The following is a 23,945-nucleotide window of genomic DNA, read 5'->3' as shown; positions in this document are numbered from 1 at the left end:
TTAAAAAACCAATTCCCCGCAATTAGGGAATTGGCTTTTGTCATTTCAATATTTTAATTTTAACGGCTTTCCTTCCCCATTTATACGCTTCGCTTTTTGTAGGGAAGAAAACATCGATCTTATTTCCTTGAATCGCGCCGCCAGTATCACCTGCTACCGCATATCCATATCCTTCCACGTACACTTTAGTTCCTAAAGGGATAATATCTGGGTCGACTGCAATTACTTTCACATCAGGATTGCGTTTTAAATTGATGCCAGTTGAAGTAACTCCCGAACAACCATTACAATTAGCCGTATAAGCACTTGCGGTAACTGTAAATTCCTTAACGACATTATCGTCATCAGATCTGGATGGCGTCTTGGCTACTTTTTTCTCTGATTTTTTAAGTTTCGTATCGCTTTTAACGATTTTTAATTTCTGATTAGGATGGATAACTGTCGATTTCATGTTGTTCCATGATTTCAACTCTTTTACAGTAGTATTGTTCATTTCCGCTATTTTAAATAGCGTATCGCCTTTTTTGACTGTATACGTTGAAGAAGCCGCAAAACTTTCGGTCGTTCCTCCGAACAATAACACTACTGCTAGTAAGAGCGTCACAATATGTTTTCTCAAGTTTTCTACTCCCCCGTTTTTTAATCTATCCATAGATTATCAGTCGGATATTACAGCAATGTTACAGAACGCATTTATTCTCGTTACAAAAACACAGTGATTATTACAGAGCAAAGGATGAATCCATTGACTGAATTTTTAATAAGAAAAGCAAATATGATCGATGCAGAACCTATATCCCACTTGCTTTCGGAATGCCAATGGTTTACATACAAAGACCTTTATTCCGAAGCATATATTCAGCGGCTCATTCAGAAATATTACAACGTCGAACGCATCAAACAGGAAGTCTCATTAGTCGACATAAAGTGGCATGGCTATTATATTGCCGAAATGGGTGGAATCATCGTAGGTGCCATTGGCGGAGGGATGATAGATGACACGGATGGGGAAATATATGTCTTTTATGTTGATCCAACTAAGAGAGGACATGGAATTGGCACAAGACTCCTTGATTTTTATACAAAAATTCAAAAGCATACATTCGGGGCTGTGAAACAATGGGTCTCCGTTGCCAAAGGCAATATTTACGGCATCCCATTTTATGAGGCGAAAGGCTTCTCGTTTGAACGGGAGGAAATTGCGTATGATTCGGATGTAGAAGATAATGATCTCTCTGTCGTTTATTCGCGGCAAATCGGAAACTGATATACTGCATATCAATACTTCCTTAGAAGCATCCTTTACTGTATACTAAAGGTACTAAACTGCAAGTAGGATGGTGATTCCATGCCGATACCTTCGGAGCATCAAAAACCGGCACGTACGACAGCAAAAGAGAGCGCATTGAATCAATTACAGCAATGGATCATAGACGGTACTTTACAACCTGGAGAAAAGTTGAACGATACGGAGTTGGCTGAAGCGCTCGGGGTGAGCCGGACACCAATCCGCGAATCCCTTCAGCTGTTGGAAGTCAGGGGATTTGTCAAAATGTACCCGGGCAAGGCAACCCAAGTTACGGAAGTAGTAAAGGAGTCGATCAATGACCTTTTACCGCCGCTTGCCGCTCTTCAGGCACTTTCTGCTGAACTGGCAATACCGAATTTAAGCGAAGAAGTACTTAAGGAATTGGAAGAGACGAATGAGAAGTTTGCGGAAGCTGTGCATGAAGAGAATTATTCTGCAGCTTTGAAAATCGATGAAGACTTTCACCAAATCATTGTTAACAATGCTTCAAATCCTTATATCCATACAATTGTCGCTTCCTTGCAAATACACGTACGCAGATTGTTTTATCATAATTCGATCATTTTGACCGAGCAATCAATTGAGGAACATCAGGATATTATCCGCTACTTGAAAGAAGGCGATGCTGAAAAAGCATCCTCAGTTATGCGGGAGAATTGGCTGCGCGCCATCGATGAATTTCATTCACTGAAAGAGGATTAAAAGGAGCACTCCTAAATCGGAGTGCTCCTTTTTACATACGGATAGCTGCTGGTTTCAATACACGGGCGATGATGCCTGTAAAGATCATGACGATAAGAACTGGTAAGATCCAGTCAAGACCATCGCTGTACAGTGGCAAAAGTTGATCGTAAAAATTCACGATTGCTGTAAGCCAAGCCGGCCATTCATTACTTTCAATCCCAAGCGTCGTATATAATGTTTTGATCCCATCGATGACGCTGATTAAAAATGCTACAGCAGTAGCACTCATATAAACAAATCTCGCATGGCGGAACAACGGAGAAGTGAATGTCAACAACATTAAAACGACAGCTAATGGGTAAAGCAGCATAAGAACCGGAACTGAATACGTAACGATATTGGATAAACCAAAATTCGCAACAACGAAACAGAACACAGTGAAAATGATGACAAATGTCTTATAACCCACTTTCGGAATGATTGTGTGGAAATATTCTCCGCAAGCTGTTATAAGTCCGATGCTTGTCGTTAAACAAGCTAGAATAATAACGACGGCAAGCATAACAGTACCGAATGTCCCAAAATAATAGGATGCTGCGTTGCTCAATACCGGCCCACCCGTTTCGAATAGTCCGAACCTTTCAGTTGTCGTGGCACCCAGATAGGCAATACCAACATATAAAAGTGCAAGGAAGCCGGAAGCTACAAAGCCCGCCTTTGCAGTTGCTGAAAAGATTTTCATCCGATCAGACAACCCCATGGAACGAAGTACATTAATGATGATAATCCCAAATACGAGCGAGGCCAATGCATCCATCGTATTATAGCCTTCAGTCAAACCTTTCAAAAATGCGCCATCCGCAAAAGCATCTGTGGGTGGCTGAATTTTCCCCATCGGGTTCACAAACGCCATGATTAATAGACCGAGCAGTAAAACGATGATAATCGGAGACATTAATTTCCCAATGCGATCTACGATTTTCGCTGGATTTAAGGAGAGCCATAATGTAATCGCGAAAAAGAGAAACGTAAATAGAAACAATGCAATCCCTGTATAACTTTCCGGAATAGAAGATGCTATGCCAATCTCATAGGCGACAGCGCCTGTACGGGGTGCAGCAAAAAACGGGCCAATCGTTAAATATAACGTCGCCGTGAATAAGAGACCATAGATCGGATGCACCCGATCAGCAAGTTCCTGTAAATTCCGGCTTCCCGAAAAGCCCATTGCCAAGATTCCTAGAAACGGCAATCCAACTCCAGTCAGTAGAAATCCGACGGTAGCCGGCCAAATGTTTTCACCGGCATATTGGCCAAGCTGGGCAGGAAATATAAGATTTCCAGCTCCAAAAAAGAGAGCAAATAACATGATCCCAATAAGTACAAATGAAGAAAAAGACAGTTTGTTTTGCATGAATACTGATCCTTTCGTGCTGTTAATATGCAAATTATGTATACAATTTACTTTAGAAATCTATAATACGCTGACCAATCTTTAAAAGCAATAGAAAATATAAAGATTTCATTTTATTTATGAAACTTATAAATTCAGCTATATAAAAGGAGCCGGAATTTATAATATTAGGTTTCTGTTGCTTGGAGTGGAAGGCGGCGACTCCTGTGGGATTTAGCGCGAATGGTGAGACCCCACAGGAGCGAAGCGACGAGGAGGCTCACCCGCGCCCCACGGAAAGCGTCCGCCTGGAACGGAAAGCAACTGGTTGTGTTTATTGCGAATTTGAGTTTCCTATTTAAGGATAAATCTAGTTTCACTGTGACCTTCTTTAGACTTTTGAACTTCGAGAATAGCAGGCAAAGCCGATTTCAATTCCTCCACATGAGAAATGATACCAATCATCCTGCCCGATTTTTGCAAGTCGACAAGCGTATCAATCGCCTTCTGCAATGCTTCCTCATCCAACGTTCCAAAACCTTCATCAATAAACATCGTATCAATTGAAACAGAGCCTTGGAAACTTTGTATGACATCCGCCATACCTAACGCTAAGCTGAGGGATGCATTGAATTTCTCGCCTCCGGACAACGTCTTCACGTCTCTATTCTGACCGGTATACATATCATGCACGTCCAAACTCAAGCCGCTTTGCTTTCCCCTCGTTTCTTGGCGATCGCTTCGCAGCAGTTGGAATTGTCCGTTTGATAAGTCTTTCAGTCTTTCATTCGCAGATTGAATGATGCGTTCCAAATAATCAATTTGAATGAACCGCTCAAAAGAAAGTTTCATTTCATTTTGACCTCGGATTGTATCGTACAGATCAGTAATTTTACTAACTTTCCTTTCAAGATCGTCGATGCCTTCACCCGTACTTTTTATATTCATTTTCAATGTCAACAAGGCGTTTTTGCATTCCTTGGATTTGTTCATCTCTGTTAAGGCAGTTTCATAGGCCATTTTCAAGGTCCGCACGGTTTCTAGCATGCTCCCTAAATCAACTTTTTCTTTCCCGACCAAACCTGCTTCCAGTTCCTCGATTTTTTCTTTTGTCGAATGAAGCTTTTGTTTGAAATCTATCACTTGTTCCTTCAAAAGACGGCGATCGGTTTCTGTCATTTTCGCATCGCGATAGTCCATTTCAGACTCAAATTCGGATGTCGTCAATGCTTCTTTGAACCTTGTTTCAGCTGTCGACTTTTTGGACGAACATTCGTCGAATGCTTTTTTACAATGGTGTTCGGTGGAAACGGCTGTAGCTACTCTCCCCTTAGCTTCTTCTTGCGCTTTTTGAATGGAATTCCATGCTTCATCCAACTTCCGTTTCACTGTTTCCTGGTCGTCTATCGCCTTTTGCAAAGCAGACAACACTCGCATTTCCTCGGGAATTTGAGACAGTTGCATTTGTAACAATGATGTTTCCTTATCGAGAAGAGATTTCTGTTCAATAATTCTTTTCTCATTCTCATTTTGAATAGTCGCCAGTTCGGAAGTTTTACTTTCTTGTAACTTCAACGCCTTTTTCAAGCCAGGCAGTTCATCCCTCTTTGATCTTATACGGACGACCTGTTCTGTCACTCTCTTTTTTTGCTCCAACAATTCTTCCAGTTCGCTTTCTACTTGAAGCTCTTTCATTTCCCGGTCTTTCTCCGCTAACTGTTCAAGAAAGTTTTCATATTTAGCACAAACCGCCTGGTAAGTACTTTCAATCCTAGCCAGCTCTTGTTGGCTGTGATCGAGGTCTTCACGTGTTACCGATTCCCCATTGTGCTTATGCGTTTTATGCGGATGATGCTCGCTGCCGCAAACAGGACAGGGCTCCCCATCTTGTAATGAATCCGCTAATCGCGCGGCCTGATCATTCAACCACAAGCCTTGCAAGCGGCTGAATTCTTCTTTCATTTTAGTTAAAACGGTCTGCCCTTTTTCCTGCTGTTGCTTCCATTTCATAACTTCGCCGCTAATTTTCATACGTTCTTGAACGACTTTCACTTGAGAATCCACTTTCGTCATTCTTTCAATCGTTTCGTCCAGAGGAATTACTTCCAATTCGAGTTGTTCAATTTGGATTTTCAACTGTTCAAGCTTTTCTTTTTCCGATTCGACTTTTCCAATTGAGGCCGTATATTCATCGTTCATCCGTTTAAGATGCAGTTCCAACTTTTTTACAGAGGATTCTTTCGCAGCTAATTCCTTCACGGCCGGAAGATGATCGCGTAAACGGATAAGCCTTTCCGTCACTTGCGCCCTATCCTCCGATTTTGCCTCTTCTTCTTTATAGCGGCCTTCAATTGCTGCCAAGTGGATCTTAGCTTTTTCCGCTTCCATCACTGCGTCATTCAATTCTTTCAATCTCGCTTCGGCCTCATGATGCAACTGGCGATAATGGCCTTCGATTTCATGGATGACCGCCGCCCGCTCCGCATTTGAAATACGTTGTTCTTTCAACGTTATAGAAGGAATTTCACTAGTTAAAGATGCTAGCAATTTTTTCCGCTGTTCAAGCTGCTCAAATTGTTCATTGCTGCTTTGCGCCACATGATAGGCGGAAAACATTTCAGCATGCTTTTCATATGCCGCTTTATACTTCGTTTCATCATCCAGCATTTTTTCCGTATAATAGGCAGCTTCATTATCCAACCCGTCCAGCACTTGCAGGACGTTCTTATATTCATTCGAAAGCACTTCGAACAGGAACGATGCTCTTGCAGGGATGACCGAAGGGATTTGTTGAATAAACCCGTCTATTCTACTTCTCTCTTCTACCAAACGGATATGAGATTCATCCCTTTTCCTCTTCAACCGATTGACGACTTCCCGGTATTCTTCCGTCTTAAAGATTTTACGCATGATTGTTTCCTTGTTTTCCGTATCTGATGTCAAAAATTTACGGAACTCGCCTTGCGGAAGCATAACGATTTGGCTGAATTGGGCTTGTGTGAATCCTACGAGCTCTTCAACTTTCCGATTGACTTCAGAAACGATTTGACGATCGACAAATGGGACTTCTCCATCCGACGTGAGCTCGAAAAATTCACATCTTGCAGCTGTTTCGGATTTATTTCCTTTTTTCACATATGGAATTTGTCGCATAACTCTATATTGGCGCCGATTGATCTCAAAGATCAGTTCAACAGCCGTCTGCACTGCATCCTCTGCAAAATCACTTCGCATTGCGCGTGATTCTGTCCGGTCTTCTCCGCTCGCTTGTCCATACAAAGCGAAACAAATCGCATCAAAAATCGTTGTTTTTCCCGCTCCCGTCGTACCGGACACAACGAATAACCGATGATCCCCTAAAGTTCGAAAATCGATGACTTCTGTTCCTTTGTAAGGTCCGAAGGCGGTCATTGTCAATTGAATCGGTTTCATTTGTCAATTCCCCCCTTCACTTCTTGCAATACATCTTGGAAGATCTGTTCTGTTTCAGCATCCGGACTACTTTCATTCATTTGGGAATAAAAATAGCGGAATAAAGTCATATCATCCGGCTTTTCCTGGTGCTCAAGCGCTTGCTGTTCTAAGGTCGCAGCTGTTCGGACTACTTTTCTTTCAATATGCATCGCGTTCGGATAGATGGATTTCACTTTTTCCATTGGAAATAATACCGGGGTAGCATCCAGTAGTTTAACAAAAACGTAATCGTCACTAGGTTCATGAGTGAGAATTTCATCCATCTTCCCTTCAACGGTACGCATATCATATTTGGGTTGCAATAGTCTCTTTTGCACATCGACATTACCTTCTCCATCCATATCCACAACGAAAAAACCCTTTTTATGGTGTTCTTCTGAAATCGAATATTTCATCGGAGAACCTGAATAGCGAATTGTTTCATTCAAGACATGGTGCGCCTGATGCAAATGGCCGAGCGCTGTGTAATGAAAAGGCTTAAAGAGTTCCGCAGATACATATTCTGCTCCTCCGATTGAAAGCGGACGTTCCGAATCACTTGTATTTTCCTCTTGCTCGCCATGAGGGGTGACGAATGCATGTCCAACAAAAACATGACGGGCATCTTCTTTAATTACCATGTCTTCAATGACACGCTTTACTGCGCTATTGAAATCCGTGATCTTATCATCTTCATATACTTGCTTGCAAATAGATGGATCCGCATAAGGCACAAGATGAAAATGCACCTCTCCGAATGAATCTTCCAATACGATTGGTTTCGTTTTGTGCTTCAGCCGACCTTCGATATAATAACCATTTTGCCGCATTAACCCACTGCCGAAATCCAACCGGCTAGGGCTATCATGGTTTCCGGCAACTGCAATTACAGGTGTTTTTAAGTCAACGACAATTTCCCGCAATACTTCATCCAGCAATGTGACGGCCTCTGTAGGCGGAACCGCACGGTCGTACAAATCTCCTGCAATAATGATTGCATCCGGTCTTTCCTCTTTAATGGCATCGATGAATTGACGAAGCACATAACGCTGTCCTTCCGTCATGTAAACTCCTTTTACCAGTTTGCCTAAATGCCAATCAGCCGTATGGAAAAACTTCAATTCCCCCGCCTCCCGTTTTTTTGTTCTGCCTTTTATTTTACAGGAAACTTACTTCGAATGGGACCATATCAGTGAAATGGATAAAATTATTACTGGAGAAATTTAATGCCCAAACAAGAAAAAAGACTTTACTCTGAAAATAATTTATACTATACTTGAACAAATGTTGCACGAAGGAAACTTTTTAAGATAAAATTTGCACTTTCGAAGTATAGTGGCAATATACTATTTTAAAACGTCATAAAAACCATATATTCAATTCACATTCGAATTTTTTTACACAAAAAGTTGCACGAGGGAAAGTTTTTATTTAGGAGGAAAAATGATGTCAGATATTATTTCTGTGAAGGACGTTTCGGTTTCCTACTTCGGGAAACAAGTACTTGAAAACGTTTCTTTCCAATTTACATCCGGTCACTTAATCGGCATACTCGGCCCGAATGGTGCAGGTAAATCCACATTAATGAAAGCAATGCTCGGATTGATTCCGAAAGACAAAGGTTCGATTGAAATCAATTCCAAGCCAATCAAAGACTTCAGAAAGCGCATCGCCTATGTTCCACAACGTTCGAATATCGACTGGAACTTTCCGATTACAGTTAGGGATACTGTCGTCATCGGCACCTATCCAAAGCTGGGGCTGTTGCGTCGTCCTAAAAAAGAAGATAAAGATTGGGCAATGCAATGCCTCGAACAAGTAGGCATGCAGGATTTTGCCAGTCGGCAAATCGGAGAACTGTCGGGCGGGCAGCAACAACGTGTATTTCTTGCGCGGGCACTTGCTCAAAAAGCAGACTATTTCTTCCTGGATGAACCGTTTGTCGGCATTGATGTCTCAAGTGAAGAAGTGATTATCGGGATTTTGAAGAAATTACAGAACGAAGGAAAAATCGTGTTTGTCGTCCATCACGACCTGACAAAGGTGAAAAACTATTTCGACGAACTTGTGTTGATCAATAAGCAACTGATCGATGCGGGTCCCGTTCACAAAGTATTCCAAGCGGAAAACATGACACGTGCATACGAAAGACCGGTTTTAATGCTGAATGATTTGGAGGTTCAAATGTAATGGAATTTCTAAATGATTTACAAACATATGCCTTCTTACAAAAAGCCTTTGTGACATCCATCATGGTCGGGATTATTTGTGGGGTCATCGGCAGTTTCATCATCCTTCGCGGTATGGCATTAATGGGAGATGCCATATCACACGCCGTTTTGCCGGGAGTCGCCATTTCATACATGCTCGGCATCAATTACTTCTATGGTGCCGTATTTACCGGTATATTAACGGCTTTCGGTATTGGGGCAATCACACAAAATAGTCGTATTAAAAGTGATTCCTCAATCGGGTTAGTGTTTTCCGCATTTTTCGCCCTCGGTATCATTTTAATAACTCGGGCGGGTAGTGCGACCGATTTGACGCAGATTCTTTTCGGAAATGTCCTAGCAGTGAGGACATCCGATATGTGGTTGACATTAGCGATCGGCAGCATCGTCATTCTTGTTGTCATTCTCTTTTACAAGGAGCTGCTCGTATCAAGTTTTGATGAGACGATGGCTGCTGCATATGGTTTGAAGGTCCGTTTCATCCACTATGCCATTATGTTTCTCCTAACATTAGTAACAGTTGCATCTTTGCAGACGGTTGGCGTCATTTTAGTTGTATCAATGCTTATTACACCTGCTTCTACAGCATATCTCTTAACGAACAGGTTATCCGTCATGGTCGTGCTTGCATCATTCTTCGGTGCATTTTCAGCTGTTATCGGGTTATATTTCAGCTTTGAATATAACATGCCATCAGGGCCCGTCATTGCATTGGCAACAACTGCATTATTCCTTTTGGCATTCCTGTTTTCCCCTAAACAAGGAATCATTTTCAGGAAAATCCAAGCGTTCAACCGGAAAAAACTTGCGTAAGTTTATATAAAATTTTTAAACGATAGGAGCAGAATTTAAAATGAAGAAGGTATTGACATGGGTAGGGTTATCTCTATTGTCAGTCTTTTTACTGGCAGCGTGTGGAGATGACGGAAAATCGGAAAGCAATGCACCTAGAGGCGACGAGCCACTGAAAGTCGTCACATCATTTACAATCATCGCCGACATGGCGAATGAAATCGGAGGAGACTTAGTGGAAGTCTATAACCTCGTACCGACCGGAACAGACCCACATGAGTATGAACCGTTGCCAAATGACATTAAAGCTGCAACCGATGCGGATGTCCTTTTCTACAACGGTTTGAATCTTGAAGGTGGAGAAAAAGGATGGTTCTTCAAGATGGTGGATACAGTCAACCAGAAGGAAGAAAACATTTTCAGCTTAACGGAACGTGTAGAACCGATGTATTTAACGGACGAAGATGGCCGGGAAGAGGAAATTAATCCACATGCATTCATCGATCCCGCGGTCGGTGTGAAAATGGCAGAAGATCTGCGTGATGCACTTGTTAAAAAACATCCAGCTAAAAGTGATGAAATTCAAAAACGCGGGGATGCATACGTGCAGCGTTTAAAAGAAATCGACAAAGAATACGAAGAACGAATCAGTGATATTCCAGAGGATAAACGCATTTTGGTTACTAGTGAGCGCGCCTTCCAATACATGACATCCCATTATGGATTAAAAGAAGCATATATTTGGGAAATCGATACGGAAGAAAACGGTTCACCTACTCAAATTAAAAATCTGGTCGAGTTCATCAAAACGCATGAAGTGCCCGTTCTGTTCATCGAATCCAATGTTGACGCACGTCCGATGGAAACAGTCGCCAATGAAACCGGCGTAAGCATTGCCAAGAAGAAAATCTTTTCGGATGAAATCGGAAAACCCGGCGATGAAGTCGATACGTATGTAAAATACTTGAACTATAACATTAATTTGATTCACGATGAATTAAGTAAATGAAAAAACCCGCTTTCTGGATATCCGGAAGGCGGGTTTTTCTTTCGCTCAGTCTTGGTAGAACGCTTTATCAGTATTGTATTTTGCACGCAAGGTATTAATGATGTACGTTTCATAAATTTCACGTTCCATTGCATCGTCAACAATGATGATGGAAATTTTGTTGATTTCATTTCGATGATTTTTCACTGGGGAAACATTGTCTTCTAGATGCTTTTTCACACGTTGGCGCAGTTTGCGTGCTTTACCGGCAAAAAGCAATTCATCGCTTTTATTGTAAAAAAGGATAAGTCCACCTTTATCACGCGGGATTTCATGGATATCAATGAAACCGTTGATCGGTTTGATCGGCGTCTCGTCTCCACTTGCTTTTTGCTGTCGTTGGATAATCGTGACATCCGGCTTTGGTATTGTAATTGAAATCAATTTACATTCACGTCCTCTTCTATTGTGAAGTACTATCCTACCACAAAATGTGTGTGATTGCGAAATATTATATGGTGATCTTCCTTTGTCTTCCTTACATATACTATATGACTACGCAGAAGGAAGGAAGTTATACTTTGGTGGATTTACCAGTAATGATTCAAACGAAGAGGTTGCCCCACCCTTCTTCAAATGTCACTGTGTATTACCCCGTTGTGACTGAAATGAAAGATGCCACCATCCAGCGGAACATCAATCATACAATTATCAACGCGTTGAACGAATTGCTCATTGAACAGAATTTCTATGCCGAGGAGCTTGTAGAGCTCATTGCCAACTTTGAAATAAAGACAAATGAACGGGGCGTTTTGAGCTTAACACTCATCGTTTACTCGTTCACCGGCGGAGCCCATGGCATGACGGTCGTCAAAGCATTGACGTTTGATACGAAAACAGGCAAGCAGTATGAGCTGGAGGAGCTATTCAAACCGAATAGTGATTATGTGAAAAAGATTTCTGATATTATCCGCGAAGATATTAAGAAGTGGAATGTGGATTTGCTTGATCCTCCGTTTAAAACGATTCAGAAGAACCAAGATTTCTATATAGCTGATACTTCCATCGTCATCTTTTTCCAACTGTATGAAATCACCCCGTATTATTGGGGCTTGCCATACTTCCCAATTCCACTGCTCGATTTAAAAGATATTATAAAACCGGATACTCCATTGGATCGGATGATGGCTTTTACCTAACAAAAGCGGAGGAAGGCGGTTAGCTGTGACAGGCATAAGTCGGATCTGCAGAACGGCGCGCCCTTTGCCGTGCAGCAGATCCGACTTATGACCCGAGCAGCTGCCACCCGCAGCTAGATGATAGCAAAAGCGGAGGGGGGCGGGTTAGCTGTGACAGGCATAAGGCGGATCTGCAGAACGGCGCGCCCTTTGCCGTGTAGCAGAGCCGACTTATGGCCCGAGCAGCTGCCACCCGCAGCTAGATGATAACAAAAGCGGAGGGGGCGGGTAAGCTGCCACCCGCAGCTAGAATGTAAACCCGTTGATTTCTGCTCCAGGCGGACGCGTTCCGCGGGCACGGCTTCAGCCTCCTCACTACGCTGTGCTTCGTTGCGGGGTCTTCAGCTCGCGCTGTTCCCGCTGGAGTCGCCGCCTTCCACTCCAATCAACTGAGAGAGTGCTTCTTCAGCAATCGTGCCGGTAATGGAAGATTAAAAAGAATGCAGTTCCATTAGTTTTTCTACTGGTATTTTTTTCGGATTACACATATCAATAAAATAGGGTAACTGCCATTTTTGAGTTTTCATCGCTTGTTTGCTACTCGGACAATCCCAGACTGGATATACTCTTATTGCCATTTTGCCCTTTGTTGTAGCAGACCTGAGAATATCGTTTTTTAAAAGAACTTCTTTTGAAAAAATAAATTGACCAAACTCATTTTCATTTTTAAAGGTAGTTATAACTAATAAATCAGGTGCTTCCTCGTATAAGTAGGGTTGATTTTTATCATTTACGCCCTTTTCCCAAAATGCAACAAACTGCCCTACTTTGGTGGGGGTTATATTTGCAACCCTGAACCGAACTGTTTTCATGGATATTTGAAAGGTACCGGCACCATATTTAGAGTTTTGCTTTTCTTCCTGAACCGACTTTAAAGTTAAGTCATTCGGCTCGTAGATTATTTGATTTACATAATTTAATGCCGTATAAAAGTCATTCATTATTACACCCCTTAAACTTCCAACATCTGGCCCGTTTCTGGCAATGTGCTTCTTACGTAGTTATGCTTAATTACCTAATTGTACTAAGATATAGGTCAAGTGGGTCTTCTACTTCACGTCACCCGATTCTAATTCCGCATAATAATATAAACCAAATAAACAACATAAGCGATGGCGAGCACGACGCCTTCAAGCTTTCCAATTTTGTAGCCAGTCCTCGCGAAAATCAGTAAAACCATCGTCAAGATAATCATGAACACCACATCCGTCACAACTTCCCCGCTCACCGTTAAGGGAGAAATCACAGAGGAGACGCCAAGGACAAAGAGGATGTTGAAAATATTGCTGCCTATAATGTTCCCTATTGCAATTTCACTTTCCTTTTTCAATGCAGCCGTAATCGAGGTGACAAGCTCAGGTAGAGAGGTTCCGACAGCGATAATCGTCAATCCGACAAGTGTTTCGCTCATGCCGAGTGAGTAGGCGATTTTCGTCCCATTATCGACAACAAAATCTCCTCCAACGATAATCGCGGCCAGGCCTATGAGGGTAATGAAAATCTTCTTCCCCCAACGGAAGTCCGCTGGCGCCGGACTATCCACTGCGTCTTTTCGACTTTTCAAGCCGTTCTCGATCACATAATACATGAAGATGGAAAGGAACAATAAAAAGAGGAGTCCGTCAGCCCTCGTGATCACGTTGGCGCCGAATCCCTGCAGTGCTGCGTCACTCATCACGATCAGCAACGCCACGCTTGCAAGCAACGTAAACGGAATTTCTTTTTTAATGCTATCGCTTTGGACCTTCAAAGGATACAGAAAGGCTGCCACTCCCACGACGAGCGTAATATTGAAAATATTGCTGCCCACCACATTTCCCACTGCAACTCCGGCACTGCCTTCAAGTGCCGCAATAATGCTTACAGTCGCCTCCGGGGAACTTGTCCCAAATGCAACAATCGTCAACCCAATCAAGATTGGTGGAACACGAAGCAGCCTCGCGATCCCGGAAGCTCCCTGCACAAAATAGTCAGCTCCTTTTATGAGCAGCACAAACCCGACAAGCAATAGAATATATGCCATAGAGACTTCCCTTCCCATCTACTTAAGTAGTTCTGCCATTTCATTTTATATTCTACTATACCCGGTCGGCGAGGGATGTAATATAAAACAGAAAATAAGCGATAGGTTACAGGAAATTTAATAATCAATATGAAGCTGGCTCCATAAATCAGAAAAGACAGCTTCATCCATTTTGAAATAAACATCCATCGCACCATATACAATATATCCGCCTTCAAGAAGCTCCAGCCTGACCGACGAGCCATCCTGCAGAACCACGGTCAGTTCCCTGGATCCTCCGTCGCTTCGCAAATCGTCCAGTACCGCTCCATTGGGCCCACGCAGCATCGGCTTCGCGTAATCCAGCTCTTCTAAGAAAGCATTCAACACAACCGTATCTGTGATCGGCTTGAAATTATCAATACTGTTATACCATTCATCGGATGTTCGCCAATAAGCAGACGATACATGATCGACTATTTTCAATTTACCGAATAAGTCCACTCCGCTGTTGATTGTGATGCCGTTCAAGTTTTCATAGAACTCTGCGCGCGTGTTCCCATCCCGCTCGTTATAAATCATGATTCTAAAATCACGGTCATAACCTTTTACCGCATAGACATCCGCATGGCTGATCGTCGAAGCCAATTCTTCAGCATACGATTTCTGGCTGCTCCATTCGTCAATATTTCCTTTCGTCACTCCGAGCTTCTCGCCTACAAGAGTTTTTGCGACTTCCGGCTTCAACTGACTGTTTGTTTGCGTGTAAATTTTACCGTTATAGACGATTAACCCAATCATATCCATGTCCGCAGTATTCCTTTTTGGCAGCTTGATGGCTGGAATGACAACACCCTCTCCTTCTTTTCCAATAAACGCCTGTTGGCCATCTCCTGCATCATTTAAATAAGTGCCGCCCAATAGAAGAAAGGCCCCGAAGGACAAAAACAGGGCTGCCGCAATCCCGATTCCGGTCAGGTTCAATCTCCTTCTCTTCTTCATTTCTACACTAGCCTTGGAAACACCCTTTCTACTTCGATCGCTCAATTCACTAGGTATTTCAATTTTATCCATCTCGTGCTTGACCCTATTTGTCATATCGATCATCCCCTTCCAACTCCACTCGGAGGTTTTCCAACGCACGATAAAGAATCGTTTTAGCTGTTCCTAACGGTATGTCAAGTGTCTCGCCGATCTCTTTGAATGTTAGCCCTTCGTAAAACTTCAGAATGACAACACTTTTTTCGTTTTCCGTTAAACCATTCATCAAGTGATCAAGCGTCACTCTAAGGTCAATATCTTCCGGTATCGTTTCAGGAATATTTTCTTCTGCTTCCGGATAAAACTGAACGGTATTTTTATTGGACCGCAACAAATCCAGTGAACAATTGATGGCAATCCTAATGAGCCACGTCTTAAAATACGATGCTTCTTTTACATTCCTAATATTTTTGAATGAACGGTATGCCGTCTCCTGCACGATATCCAGTGCATCATTCGGGTTCTTCACATAGACGAAAGCCATTCGATATAGATCTTCTTCATAAGGCTGGAACAATTGTAGAAACGCCTGCTCATTCCCTTTTTGTGCTTTTTTCAGAATATCCGACAAACAATCACCTCCAGGATCGCCGATTCTTTGATTAGACGTAAATTTTCAGGATTTGGCTTCATTTTTTAAAATTATGCGATAGATGCCCGAAAGTATCTTGTGCTGGTGAAGAGACATATACGCTGGGCTCCATCCAATAGGGATTGGAGAGCATCTGTCACCGAAATGAAAAAATCCGTGTAGAAAACAGTCTTGAACTGTTTCCTTGCACGGACGGGGCTTCTCACTAATCCTTCAAATCAACCGGTTAATTCCTAAAGTAGTGAAGGGTAACGGGTTCTAAAACAATTTGAAATTCAATGAGAACCTGGTACTCAAAGCTACACGATAAACGCAAAGTATAAGATAAATAACAAACAAAGCACGTACATAATTGGATGAATTTCTTTAAACCGCTTTTGTGCTAAGAAACAAAGCGGATATAGAATAAAACCGAATGCAAGACCCATTGCCACGCTAGACGTGAGCGGCATCATGATGATCGTTAAGAAGGATGGAATCACAATTTCCAGCCGGCTCCAGTCTATTTTTCTTATTTCCATCGCCATTAATGACCCGACAATAATTAATGCAGGGGCTGTTACTTCCAATGTAATAACAGATAAAATCGGTGAAAAGAACAAAGCAATCGTAAAGCAAGCAGCAATAACAACAGACGTAAAGCCTGTCCTACCCCCGACTGCAATGCCAGCAGAAGATTCAACACTCGTCGCAGGTGTGGATGTTCCCAGTATCGCTCCAACCGCACTAGCCGTAGAATCGGCAAGCAATGCTCTTCCTATATTCGGCACAGTATTCCCTTTCATCATGCCTGCTTGACTGGCCAAAGCAATTAAAGCACCCGCCGTATCAAAAAAGGCAACAAGTAAAAAAGTAAAGATCACTGCCAGTAATTCAGGGGTGAACACCTGGTCCAAATGGGAAAACACGACGCCAAATGTCGGTTCCAAGCTTGGTATGCTTCCAATGATATTTGAAGGACCATTTATTAACCCAACCATCATTCCCATCATCGTGGTAATGATCATTCCATAAAAAATCCCTCCATTTATACCACGTACTAACATAACGATCGTAATAACCAAGCCAACAATAGCTAGCAGGGTCGTAGGGGATGTTAAGTTTCCAATCGAAACAAATGTATCAGGATTGGAAATAATAAGCCCTCCATTTTTCAACCCAATAAATGTGATAAAGAATCCAATTCCAGCAGCGATTGCATATTTTAAATCCAGTGGGATGATATTGATGATCTTTTCTCGGATCTTCAGTAAACTTAAAAGCATAAAAATGATCCCTGCAATAAAAACACCGGTAAGTGCGACTTCCCATTGTATGCCCATCCCAATACAGACAGAAAAAGTGAAAAATGAATTCAACCCCATACTTGGTGCAATTCCGATTGGCATGTTCGCAAGCATCCCAATAAGGAGTGTACCGATAATCGCAGTAAGAGCGGTTGCAGTAAATACAGCCCCACTGTCCATCCCAGCTTGGCTGAGGATCAATGGATTGACGACTAATATATACGCTATGGATAGGAAGGTTGTCACGCCTGCGAGTGTTTCCTGCTTATAGGAAGTATCCCGTTCCGTGAATTTGAAAAAGTTTCTCATAGTGTAATCTCCTATTTGCTAAATTAAAGAATAACGGTCACGGTTTCAAGGGAAATTTTTAGCCAGTTCATACTAGTATGCCCGATAATAGAAAAAAACTTTGGCCTTAGGGAGGACAAAGTTTTTCTACAAAAAGGAATATAAAATTGCACTGATTTCACATTCCTTGTAGACAAGCCATTTAGGGTAGCTGGTAGAAACTTTCAAGCCGTATTCTTGAAATTATACAAGGTATTTTTATTCTTTTTATAAAAATTAATAGAGGAATTATAACAAGTTTAAATTGGAACGTCAATGAACAAGTGAAGGGTGCTAGGTTCTGAAACGATTTGAAATTCATTGAATATCATATGATATCCAACTGCTGTTGAACCGCTGTTGAATCAGTAGTATACTTAATAAAATGTAGAGACCTGGAGTGATCCCGATGGAGAATCAATTGACCGAAATGATGGTAAAAGTCATGGACAAGCTATCTTCAATCGAATCAGAAATGACTGGCATGAAGTCAGAAATGGCCGGTTTGAGAACAGAGATGAACACAAGATTTGACGCTGTCGATACACGGTTGGATGCGGTAGAATCCAAATTGACAGGGGTAGGCCAACATTTCGAAGAGTTATCCAAGAACACCATTCAAGTCAAAGATAATTTGACGAAAGAACTTAAATACATTACCCATAAGATAAATGCACTGGATCGTGAGTTATTTATGCGCACCAATCCACAGTAAGTTATTCGTTAATGATGGCTTGCATCGCAGGCCTTGATTAAATATTTTTTCAAAACGTCCATTGTTTGCGTAGCAGACACTGGACGTTTTCAAAATCGGTACCTGTGCAAGAAACATTCATGTTAATTCAAACACTTTGGATATTAATACATGAATATTTTAGAAATTCCAATCTATCAACATTTCTATTTCATCTTTACGCATTTGTAGTGTATTGTCTGAATTCAATATTGCACAGGCACTGTTTTCTAAGAAGGTAGATCAATACGCCTTGTCGCTAGTCCAAAACTATAAATTCATCATCTTGTGACAGTCCTTAAAATCCTTGTTCATTGAAAACATGTGGGGCAATCGTGTCCGGGGAAGTTATCCTACAATATAATTGAAGAAATGGAGGGATTGGTATGATGTGCGGGTCTAAATGCTTTATCGTGCAATTAGAGCAGAATGGGACAAAAGAAATCAAGCAAGTTAATGCAAGAACCTCCATCGGCGCGAGGAAAGTAATCCGGGGTGAATATGGTGCCGAAGTCGAGATCTTATCTGTGAAGGAAAAGAAATGGAATCATAAATAATTGCCCCATTCTTAATAAAAAAGCAATGAAATAAAATCAGCAGTTCATACTAACAAATAGTAATTTCATTGATGTTGCTGTGGAAGTTCAAGAAATTTTTCTTCATGATGTGCAATCTTACCTAATAAGAAATTAGTGGTTTTCTGTGTATCCGTTAAATCTAACCGTACACCGTCAACCTTCATTTCCAATCGATCAAATCGCTTATCCACTTGCTCAAAACGATTGTCAATTTGTTCAAAGCGTTTGTCCACTTGTTCAAACTTTTTGTCGATGTGTTCGGCATGAAGTTTGAGCGCATTTAATATTTCTTTCAACATAGTTTCCTGTTCCATGTTTTTCACCTCCCTACTTCTAGTATAAAGGAATGTCCAGATATCACAAGTGAAAAATGGAGGTGGAACACCCCGATAAGCTTCGTAAAACTATGGGGTGAACACTTAGTATGTTCGACCGAATCGGCTTATTTGGAGAATATGAGGGAGATTACCGCTTTCTACACCAGCTCAAGGTCACAGGATAAACCAGGTTATTTATCCTATCCTCAATAAAAAGACAACATCCCGTCTTTTCGATCTTTCAATCCCTTCAGTACAAACGCCCGGTATTCGACCAGTCCCGGAAACTGATAGAAGAAATTCACTTTTCTATCTGCTGCAGTGTGCTGGCTGTCATTGTATGGCGTTAATATGCACAGGCATCTATTATATCCATATTAATTCATTGCAGAAAAGGCGCCATTAATACTTTTCCTGTTCCGCGGTAGACATTTACCAATCCTTCACCTGAAGCCGCCGAACCCATAAGTGTCTTTCCAGAGCGCTCGACAGTAAATTCCAAACCGCCCGACCAAGCAATCGCCATATTTCCATCGATTTTCAACTCATCATTTTGTAAGTCAATTTCTATAAGTTCCTCTCTTGGTATGGATGATTCAAGTGCAACGGCTCCTTGTCCGGCAAGTCCCAGATTGAAAAGGCCTTCCCCGCCCAATGCAGCAGAAGAAAGATTTGAGCGCATTACGACCTTCTGTTTTAATCCTGAATCACAAGCTAAAAAGAGTCCATCTTCAATGACGAGTGACTGATTCCACTCACCAACATCGAGGAGCAAAATATGCTTATATATCGGTTCTAAAACAAGTGTTCCGTTTCCCGTGTACTCAGGTTTGATGGCAGATTCTTTAGTCATTTTACCTCTGATCGTTTTTCCGATAAAGTCTCCAACTCCCTTAAGCCCAGTCGTCGCTTTCACGTCTCCAGCCATCCATTGCATGGCACCTGCCTGAATCGTAATATTCGACTGACTGACATCGCAAACCAACTGTCTTCTTCTTACGTTCATCTCAGAAGCATAATATGCCGATTGGGCTGTAGCATGATTGACATTTAATTCTCTTTGAAACTCTACTACTTTAAAAGGGCCTAGCTCCTCCCTGACTTTTACATTCTCATTGTCTTCAAAATTTGTAATCGTAAACAGAATAATCGCCAACTTTCTGGTTTTTTAATTCATTTGCAAGGTTATGGTAATTATAACATGCGTTTTATTATATTAGGGCGTGAAACATTGGTTGGTGGTGCCTGTGTGAAAAACAATCATGCTAGTTTAATCAATTCCGATTGTATAAAGTAACGTGAAAGTTTCTTGCACTGCAGCCTTCTGCCTGCAATGACCTGAAAACTGTCTTATCCAAACTTCTTCTAAAATCGGTACCTGTGCGAGAAACATTCCTTTTAATTCATACAGTTTGGATATTAATACAAATACATTTTGGAAATCCCCATATACCAACATTTCGATTTCATCTATATGTACTTGTAGTGTATTGTCTGAATTCAACCTTACACAGGTACCTTTTTAAGAACCTTGCCTCTTACACCAATCAACCTCTCAGCAACTTCCCTCAACTACTGGCAGTCAATTGACGGTGTATCTTTTCAATGAATTCCTCATACCCCATATCACTCTTTCGCTGATTGCACCTCAAACAGGCACAGACACAGTTTGCGACTGTAGAAAGACCGCCCTTTGACCTCGGGAGCTTATGATCAATCGTATCTCCAAACCTACCGCAATAGTGGCATGTATAGCCATCACGTTCCAGAATAAACGGCTTTATCGTCCTTCGATTATAGAAATGATGAATAAGTGTCGGATGGTAGATCCCTGCCGTGCCCTCTTCCACTAACCTCTTTGCTTTTTCATAATCAAGGACACTCTCATATCTCCGATTATTCAAGGTGCGTCCCCGGATCGTGATTTCCTTGGTTGCATCAAGGATGGACGTATCATAACTGTATGCAAAAGGTTCACTGACCCTCTCGGCCTTGCGTTCCTTGCAATCATAGCAATACGACTTTCGTTTCCCTCTGCGTTTCTTTCCTCCGCCCCCTGACGGAAATTTCATCTTATGTTTCAGTTCATTGCATATTTTACATAGCTTATAGAGAGTGCAGGAATCGCCTATGGAAACTCCCATTTCATCACCTCCAGTTATTAACATACAACTGTAAGGAAATCATTATCTGATCAAAGTATAAATCTAATAAACCAATTGATTGCGAGGTTCTAATAAAGCATAAGATCATTCAACTATCCCTGCCACTCGACAAACATACATATCTCCATCATAATAAGGATACGTATAAAAGGAATGTATCTACTCGTGGCGCTTAGTTCACGCGTAATACACTCTACGTAAGGAACTGACGGCGCTTAGCCCGTCCGTTCCTTTTTTTCTATTTCTAGTTCAGATGTCTCAACATTATTTAATCGTCTATAAGAAGTGAGTCATTTGTCCAAATTATCGACCGCATAGTCAGCTTCTTCTTGGGTAAATTTTTCTCCGTATGGGGAAGTCAGCTGATCCCTTATAGCTTCTGGAGACATACTCATCGTATCTTGATATGTCTTGGCTTTTTCTAAAGCATTTTCTTTGTAATCCGTTACCAAGTTATCGATAGCGAATTGAGCCTCTTCTTCAGTAAACCTCTCGCCAAATTCCGAGGTAAGCTGATCAAAAATCCCTTGCTTTGACATATGCATTGTCTTTGAATAAGTATCTGCTTTCTTTAAAGCATTGTTATTCCAGTCATACTCAAAATTATCCATCGCATATTGAGCAGCTTCTGCCGTGAACTTCTCTCCATACTCTGAAGTCAACTGTTCGTGAATCGAGGCTTTGGACATGCTCATCGTTTTAGCATAAGTCTCAGCTTTACTTAACGCCGACTTAAATTCTTTAGGAACATTATCATCCTCTTTATCTTCAGAAATTTCGCCCTCTCCTTCTTCCTCTCTCTGCTCCTCTTCCTTTTCTACTTTCTCTTCTTCCAATTCTTCTATATCGTCCCCCGCATTGACAGAAACCTGTTCTTCTGCTTTTTTCGCATGAGTTGCTTGATTTTCATCCTCATCCCCGCCGGTTGCAATTGCAATAACAAGAATGATTGCAACTAACCAAACCCACCACTTCTTGTAAAAAGGTTTTTTAATTCTCTTTTGCTCATTCACTTCCCATCCCTCCATTTTTTATATTGTTTAGCTTTAAAACCAGTATCATATTGAACCACGACAAGATTATTTTTTATTCCATTTTTTCATACAATTTTAAACTAATTCAATAGTATCATATAGCTTTCAATATATTCCACATAAATAAGTGAAATGTCACCGACAATTCATCACTCACCCACATCTTGTTCCCAGCCGACTCTAATGTCGCTTTATAGTAAATTTCCGTCTTTAACTTTGTCGGATAATATCGAAAGAAACAGCCGTCAGCCCCATTGACCATAGTATAATGGTCAATAGAGCTAACGGCTCTTAATCTAAATACAGGAAAAGGTTATTTGCTCCTCTTTGCTTGCAGGCCAGAGAACAAATAACCCCACCAAAAGTAACTGAAATTCAATGAGAAGCTGGCATCTGAAGTAGCGAAGGGTACCAGGTTCTGAAACGATTCTAAATTCAATGAGAACCTGGTACTCGACACTTAACAGTTATCCTTTATAATCCACCTGTTCAAACAATTCTTCAATCGTTTTCACCCGGCGATACGGCGCAAACTCTCCATAGACTCTAGTGACGGTTTCTAAATCCGCGCCACCCAACACACCTAATTGGAAGTCGATTCCCCGGTTTGCTTTCATCACACGCAGAGCATCTTTTTTATCCATCGGTAAAATGGCTGTTGCTTTTCCCCCGGACCTTCTCGCGTACAAGAACGACATATTACTCTCCTCCCTTGTTTGCATGTAGAATTTTATAGAGATATGTTTCAAAGGAGATGGGCACAGAAGAAGGCTTTTCTGGCAAGTTCTCCAAACAATTTCTCAATGACATACTATAATAATTTGATTCTTCGTTAGGGTGCATCTTATAAATAATTTCATGCGTATAAAAATGAAGCAGAGCGTCCTTCTGGGTCCAGAATTGAATTTCCAATGGAAAACATTTTGGATTGTTCCTGAATTGCAAGTGAATACCTCGATACCCATCATCCACTGCTTTCGGCTTGTCGTACATATTAATTATATCAATAGTATAGTCTCCATGCTCAACCACTTTCAAGATTCCAGCAAGAATCTCTTCAGGTGACCCCTCAACAATGAAACGGATTCCAATGGTATCATTGCACACTTCTCTAAGCTGCTTTGTTTTCCCAAGGTTTTTTTCCCACTTCGCAAAAAAGGACTGTTCCGTTTTCAAACGATAACTGATGTCTATCCGCCTGTCGTTATTCTTGGAAATCAGCTCGTCTATGCAACTGATTTCATCGCTTTTTTCAATGAAGAAATCAATTACTTTATCATAAAGTAGGTTAGGTGAAAACCGATCAATTGTTTTGCGCATAGAAGGAAGGTCTGGCACTTCATAATTGTTGATGGTTGCTATAACAGGAAGCATACGTGAAAGTAATCGCTCTATTTTCAATTTGATCTCCAAAACGCACACTCCTCGGTTTTTAACGGTGTGTACTTGCAAGAGAAAAATCTATTATCCAAACTGTCTTCTCCTTATTTCGAGTTCATGTTTACGCTCCTCCAGTATTTGTTCCACGGTTAAATCTTTTACTACCAAAGAGAATCCTTTTTGTTTCTGACGTTTTCTCGTATTGTTGATATCAAACAATTTATATTCACGTTTTTGTTCAGGATAAGATACATAAGCAACGTGTTCACCAGTAGTAGCCAGACCCATTCTATTTAACCTGTTTTGAGTAAACAAATGATCTGGTACTTCTTCCGGTAGATACCTCATTATTTCATTGCTCATTTCAATAGCCCCCTCACCAAAATTCAAACTAATAATTGA

General features: G+C 41.4%; 25 protein-coding genes and 1 riboswitch. Of the genes, 8 read left to right on the top strand and 17 right to left on the bottom strand.

Annotated features, from left to right (window positions below; all coding sequences use genetic code 11):
* Window positions 1–40: 40 nt before the first annotated feature.
* Window positions 41–619, bottom strand: a complete 579-nt coding sequence (locus SLU01_RS16960; RefSeq protein WP_147060555.1) for a 3D domain-containing protein — start codon at window positions 617–619, stop codon at window positions 41–43.
* A 126-nt stretch (window positions 620–745) separates the two neighbouring features.
* On the opposite strand from SLU01_RS16960, the gene SLU01_RS16955 reads away from it, so the two are divergent.
* Window positions 746–1,267 (top strand): GNAT family N-acetyltransferase, encoded by a 522-nt coding sequence (locus SLU01_RS16955; RefSeq protein WP_246111029.1) that lies wholly within the window; start codon window positions 746–748, stop codon window positions 1,265–1,267.
* An 81-nt stretch (window positions 1,268–1,348) separates the two neighbouring features.
* Complete coding sequence (locus SLU01_RS16950) at window positions 1,349–2,011, top strand: GntR family transcriptional regulator (RefSeq protein ID WP_147060550.1); 663 nt, start codon at window positions 1,349–1,351, stop codon at window positions 2,009–2,011.
* 31 nt (window positions 2,012–2,042) lie between these two features.
* Here SLU01_RS16950 and brnQ read toward each other — a convergent pair whose 3' ends face one another.
* The 3 genes from brnQ to SLU01_RS16935 form a co-directional block, all read right to left on the bottom strand.
* Window positions 2,043–3,407 (bottom strand): branched-chain amino acid transport system II carrier protein, encoded by a 1,365-nt coding sequence (gene brnQ, locus SLU01_RS16945; RefSeq protein WP_147060548.1) that lies wholly within the window; start codon window positions 3,405–3,407, stop codon window positions 2,043–2,045.
* A 333-nt stretch (window positions 3,408–3,740) separates the two neighbouring features.
* Window positions 3,741–6,818 (bottom strand): AAA family ATPase, encoded by a 3,078-nt coding sequence (locus tag SLU01_RS16940; RefSeq protein ID WP_147060546.1) that lies wholly within the window; start codon window positions 6,816–6,818, stop codon window positions 3,741–3,743.
* Window positions 6,815–7,960, bottom strand: a complete 1,146-nt coding sequence (locus SLU01_RS16935; protein WP_147060544.1) for an exonuclease SbcCD subunit D — start codon at window positions 7,958–7,960, stop codon at window positions 6,815–6,817. Before SLU01_RS16935 ends, SLU01_RS16940 begins: the two co-directional genes overlap by 4 nt.
* Before the next feature lie 325 nt (window positions 7,961–8,285).
* Here SLU01_RS16935 and SLU01_RS16930 point away from each other — a divergent pair, with 325 nt between their 5' ends.
* From SLU01_RS16930 to SLU01_RS16920, 3 genes are read left to right on the top strand one after another with little or no spacing between them, the layout of a single operon-like run.
* The gene (locus tag SLU01_RS16930; protein WP_147060542.1) at window positions 8,286–9,029 is read left to right on the top strand and encodes a metal ABC transporter ATP-binding protein; all 744 of its coding nucleotides are present in this window, start codon (window positions 8,286–8,288) and stop codon (window positions 9,027–9,029) included.
* Entirely contained in the window at window positions 9,029–9,883 is an 855-nt protein-coding gene (locus SLU01_RS16925) for a metal ABC transporter permease (protein WP_147060540.1), read from the top strand. The genes SLU01_RS16930 and SLU01_RS16925 overlap by 1 nt, the downstream gene beginning before the upstream one ends.
* 40 nt (window positions 9,884–9,923) lie before the next feature.
* Window positions 9,924–10,871, top strand: coding sequence for a metal ABC transporter solute-binding protein, Zn/Mn family (locus tag SLU01_RS16920; RefSeq protein ID WP_147060537.1), 948 nt, complete (start codon window positions 9,924–9,926; stop codon window positions 10,869–10,871).
* A 45-nt stretch (window positions 10,872–10,916) separates the two neighbouring features.
* On the opposite strand, the gene SLU01_RS16915 is transcribed toward SLU01_RS16920, so the two are convergent.
* Complete coding sequence (locus SLU01_RS16915) at window positions 10,917–11,294, bottom strand: nucleotide excision repair endonuclease (protein ID WP_147060536.1); 378 nt, start codon at window positions 11,292–11,294, stop codon at window positions 10,917–10,919.
* A 140-nt stretch (window positions 11,295–11,434) separates the two neighbouring features.
* Here SLU01_RS16915 and SLU01_RS16910 point away from each other — a divergent pair, with 140 nt between their 5' ends.
* Window positions 11,435–12,049 (top strand): DUF3298 and DUF4163 domain-containing protein, encoded by a 615-nt coding sequence (locus SLU01_RS16910; protein WP_246111030.1) that lies wholly within the window; start codon window positions 11,435–11,437, stop codon window positions 12,047–12,049.
* A gap of 470 nt (window positions 12,050–12,519) precedes the next feature.
* Here SLU01_RS16910 and SLU01_RS16905 read toward each other — a convergent pair whose 3' ends face one another.
* The 5 genes from SLU01_RS16905 to SLU01_RS16885 form a co-directional block, all read right to left on the bottom strand.
* A complete protein-coding gene (locus tag SLU01_RS16905) occupies window positions 12,520–13,029 on the bottom strand; it encodes a MepB family protein (RefSeq protein WP_147060532.1) in 510 nt (169 codons plus the stop codon).
* A 128-nt stretch (window positions 13,030–13,157) separates the two neighbouring features.
* On the bottom strand, window positions 13,158–14,111 hold the full coding sequence (locus tag SLU01_RS16900) for a calcium/sodium antiporter (protein ID WP_147060530.1): 954 nt from the start codon (window positions 14,109–14,111) through the stop codon (window positions 13,158–13,160).
* Window positions 14,112–14,228: 117 nt separating this feature from the next.
* Window positions 14,229–15,188 (bottom strand): hypothetical protein, encoded by a 960-nt coding sequence (locus SLU01_RS16895; RefSeq protein ID WP_147060528.1) that lies wholly within the window; start codon window positions 15,186–15,188, stop codon window positions 14,229–14,231.
* Window positions 15,178–15,702, bottom strand: coding sequence for an RNA polymerase sigma factor (locus tag SLU01_RS16890; RefSeq protein WP_147060526.1), 525 nt, complete (start codon window positions 15,700–15,702; stop codon window positions 15,178–15,180). Before SLU01_RS16890 ends, SLU01_RS16895 begins: the two co-directional genes overlap by 11 nt.
* Before the next feature lie 320 nt (window positions 15,703–16,022).
* On the bottom strand, window positions 16,023–17,318 hold the full coding sequence (locus SLU01_RS16885) for an NCS2 family permease (RefSeq protein ID WP_147060524.1): 1,296 nt from the start codon (window positions 17,316–17,318) through the stop codon (window positions 16,023–16,025).
* A 149-nt stretch (window positions 17,319–17,467) separates the two neighbouring features.
* A riboswitch (purine riboswitch) is annotated at window positions 17,468–17,568 on the bottom strand.
* Between the two features lie 177 nt (window positions 17,569–17,745).
* Here SLU01_RS16885 and SLU01_RS16880 point away from each other — a divergent pair.
* Entirely contained in the window at window positions 17,746–18,051 is a 306-nt protein-coding gene (locus SLU01_RS16880) for a hypothetical protein (protein WP_147060522.1), read from the top strand.
* Between the two features lie 404 nt (window positions 18,052–18,455).
* Entirely contained in the window at window positions 18,456–18,626 is a 171-nt protein-coding gene (locus SLU01_RS18060; protein ID WP_170232740.1) for a hypothetical protein, read from the top strand.
* 65 nt (window positions 18,627–18,691) lie between these two features.
* On the opposite strand, the gene SLU01_RS16875 is transcribed toward SLU01_RS18060, so the two are convergent.
* The 7 genes from SLU01_RS16875 to SLU01_RS16845 all read right to left on the bottom strand — a co-directional run.
* Window positions 18,692–18,961 carry a hypothetical protein gene (locus SLU01_RS16875; RefSeq protein WP_147060520.1) on the bottom strand — a complete coding sequence of 90 codons (270 nt, stop codon included), beginning with the start codon at window positions 18,959–18,961 and terminating at the stop codon, window positions 18,692–18,694.
* Between the two features lie 385 nt (window positions 18,962–19,346).
* Window positions 19,347–20,120 (bottom strand): AIM24 family protein, encoded by a 774-nt coding sequence (locus SLU01_RS16870; RefSeq protein ID WP_246111028.1) that lies wholly within the window; start codon window positions 20,118–20,120, stop codon window positions 19,347–19,349.
* Window positions 20,121–20,532: 412 nt separating this feature from the next.
* A complete protein-coding gene (locus SLU01_RS16865; RefSeq protein ID WP_170232739.1) occupies window positions 20,533–21,108 on the bottom strand; it encodes an HNH endonuclease in 576 nt (191 codons plus the stop codon).
* A 311-nt stretch (window positions 21,109–21,419) separates the two neighbouring features.
* Window positions 21,420–22,142 carry an Ltp family lipoprotein gene (locus SLU01_RS16860; RefSeq protein ID WP_174842674.1) on the bottom strand — a complete coding sequence of 241 codons (723 nt, stop codon included), beginning with the start codon at window positions 22,140–22,142 and terminating at the stop codon, window positions 21,420–21,422.
* Between the two features lie 488 nt (window positions 22,143–22,630).
* On the bottom strand, window positions 22,631–22,861 hold the full coding sequence (locus SLU01_RS16855) for a hypothetical protein (RefSeq protein WP_147060514.1): 231 nt from the start codon (window positions 22,859–22,861) through the stop codon (window positions 22,631–22,633).
* 1 nt (window position 22,862) lies between these two features.
* Window positions 22,863–23,576 carry a RelA/SpoT-related domain-containing protein gene (locus tag SLU01_RS16850; RefSeq protein WP_147060512.1) on the bottom strand — a complete coding sequence of 238 codons (714 nt, stop codon included), beginning with the start codon at window positions 23,574–23,576 and terminating at the stop codon, window positions 22,863–22,865.
* A gap of 51 nt (window positions 23,577–23,627) precedes the next feature.
* On the bottom strand, window positions 23,628–23,945 hold a 318-nt coding region (locus SLU01_RS16845), incomplete at its 5' end, for a hypothetical protein (protein WP_218029713.1).

Source organism: Sporosarcina luteola (assembly GCF_007991495.1).
Classification (GTDB): Bacteria; Bacillota; Bacilli; order Bacillales_A; family Planococcaceae; genus Sporosarcina; species Sporosarcina luteola.
This window is presented reverse-complemented; position numbering and strand designations above follow the sequence as displayed.

Bases quoted from the DNA above. Each gene is read 5' to 3' on its own strand.
- SLU01_RS16950 (WP_147060550.1), top strand. From the start codon at position 1,349: ATGCCGATACCTTCGGAGCATCAAAAACCGGCACGTACGACAGCAAAA.
- brnQ (WP_147060548.1), bottom strand. From the start codon at position 3,407: ATGCAAAACAAACTGTCTTTTTCTTCATTTGTACTTATTGGGATCATG.
- SLU01_RS16940 (WP_147060546.1), bottom strand. From the start codon at position 6,818: ATGAAACCGATTCAATTGACAATGACCGCCTTCGGACCTTACAAAGGA.
- SLU01_RS16930 (WP_147060542.1), top strand. From the start codon at position 8,286: ATGTCAGATATTATTTCTGTGAAGGACGTTTCGGTTTCCTACTTCGGG.
- SLU01_RS16925 (WP_147060540.1), top strand. From the start codon at position 9,029: ATGGAATTTCTAAATGATTTACAAACATATGCCTTCTTACAAAAAGCC.
- SLU01_RS16920 (WP_147060537.1), top strand. From the start codon at position 9,924: ATGAAGAAGGTATTGACATGGGTAGGGTTATCTCTATTGTCAGTCTTT.
- SLU01_RS16905 (WP_147060532.1), bottom strand. From the start codon at position 13,029: ATGAATGACTTTTATACGGCATTAAATTATGTAAATCAAATAATCTAC.
- SLU01_RS16900 (WP_147060530.1), bottom strand. From the start codon at position 14,111: ATGGCATATATTCTATTGCTTGTCGGGTTTGTGCTGCTCATAAAAGGA.
- SLU01_RS16895 (WP_147060528.1), bottom strand. From the start codon at position 15,188: ATGACAAATAGGGTCAAGCACGAGATGGATAAAATTGAAATACCTAGT.
- SLU01_RS16885 (WP_147060524.1), bottom strand. From the start codon at position 17,318: ATGAGAAACTTTTTCAAATTCACGGAACGGGATACTTCCTATAAGCAG.
- SLU01_RS16880 (WP_147060522.1), top strand. From the start codon at position 17,746: ATGGAGAATCAATTGACCGAAATGATGGTAAAAGTCATGGACAAGCTA.
- SLU01_RS18060 (WP_170232740.1), top strand. From the start codon at position 18,456: ATGATGTGCGGGTCTAAATGCTTTATCGTGCAATTAGAGCAGAATGGG.
- SLU01_RS16875 (WP_147060520.1), bottom strand. From the start codon at position 18,961: ATGGAACAGGAAACTATGTTGAAAGAAATATTAAATGCGCTCAAACTT.
- SLU01_RS16865 (WP_170232739.1), bottom strand. From the start codon at position 21,108: ATGGGAGTTTCCATAGGCGATTCCTGCACTCTCTATAAGCTATGTAAA.
- SLU01_RS16855 (WP_147060514.1), bottom strand. From the start codon at position 22,861: ATGTCGTTCTTGTACGCGAGAAGGTCCGGGGGAAAAGCAACAGCCATT.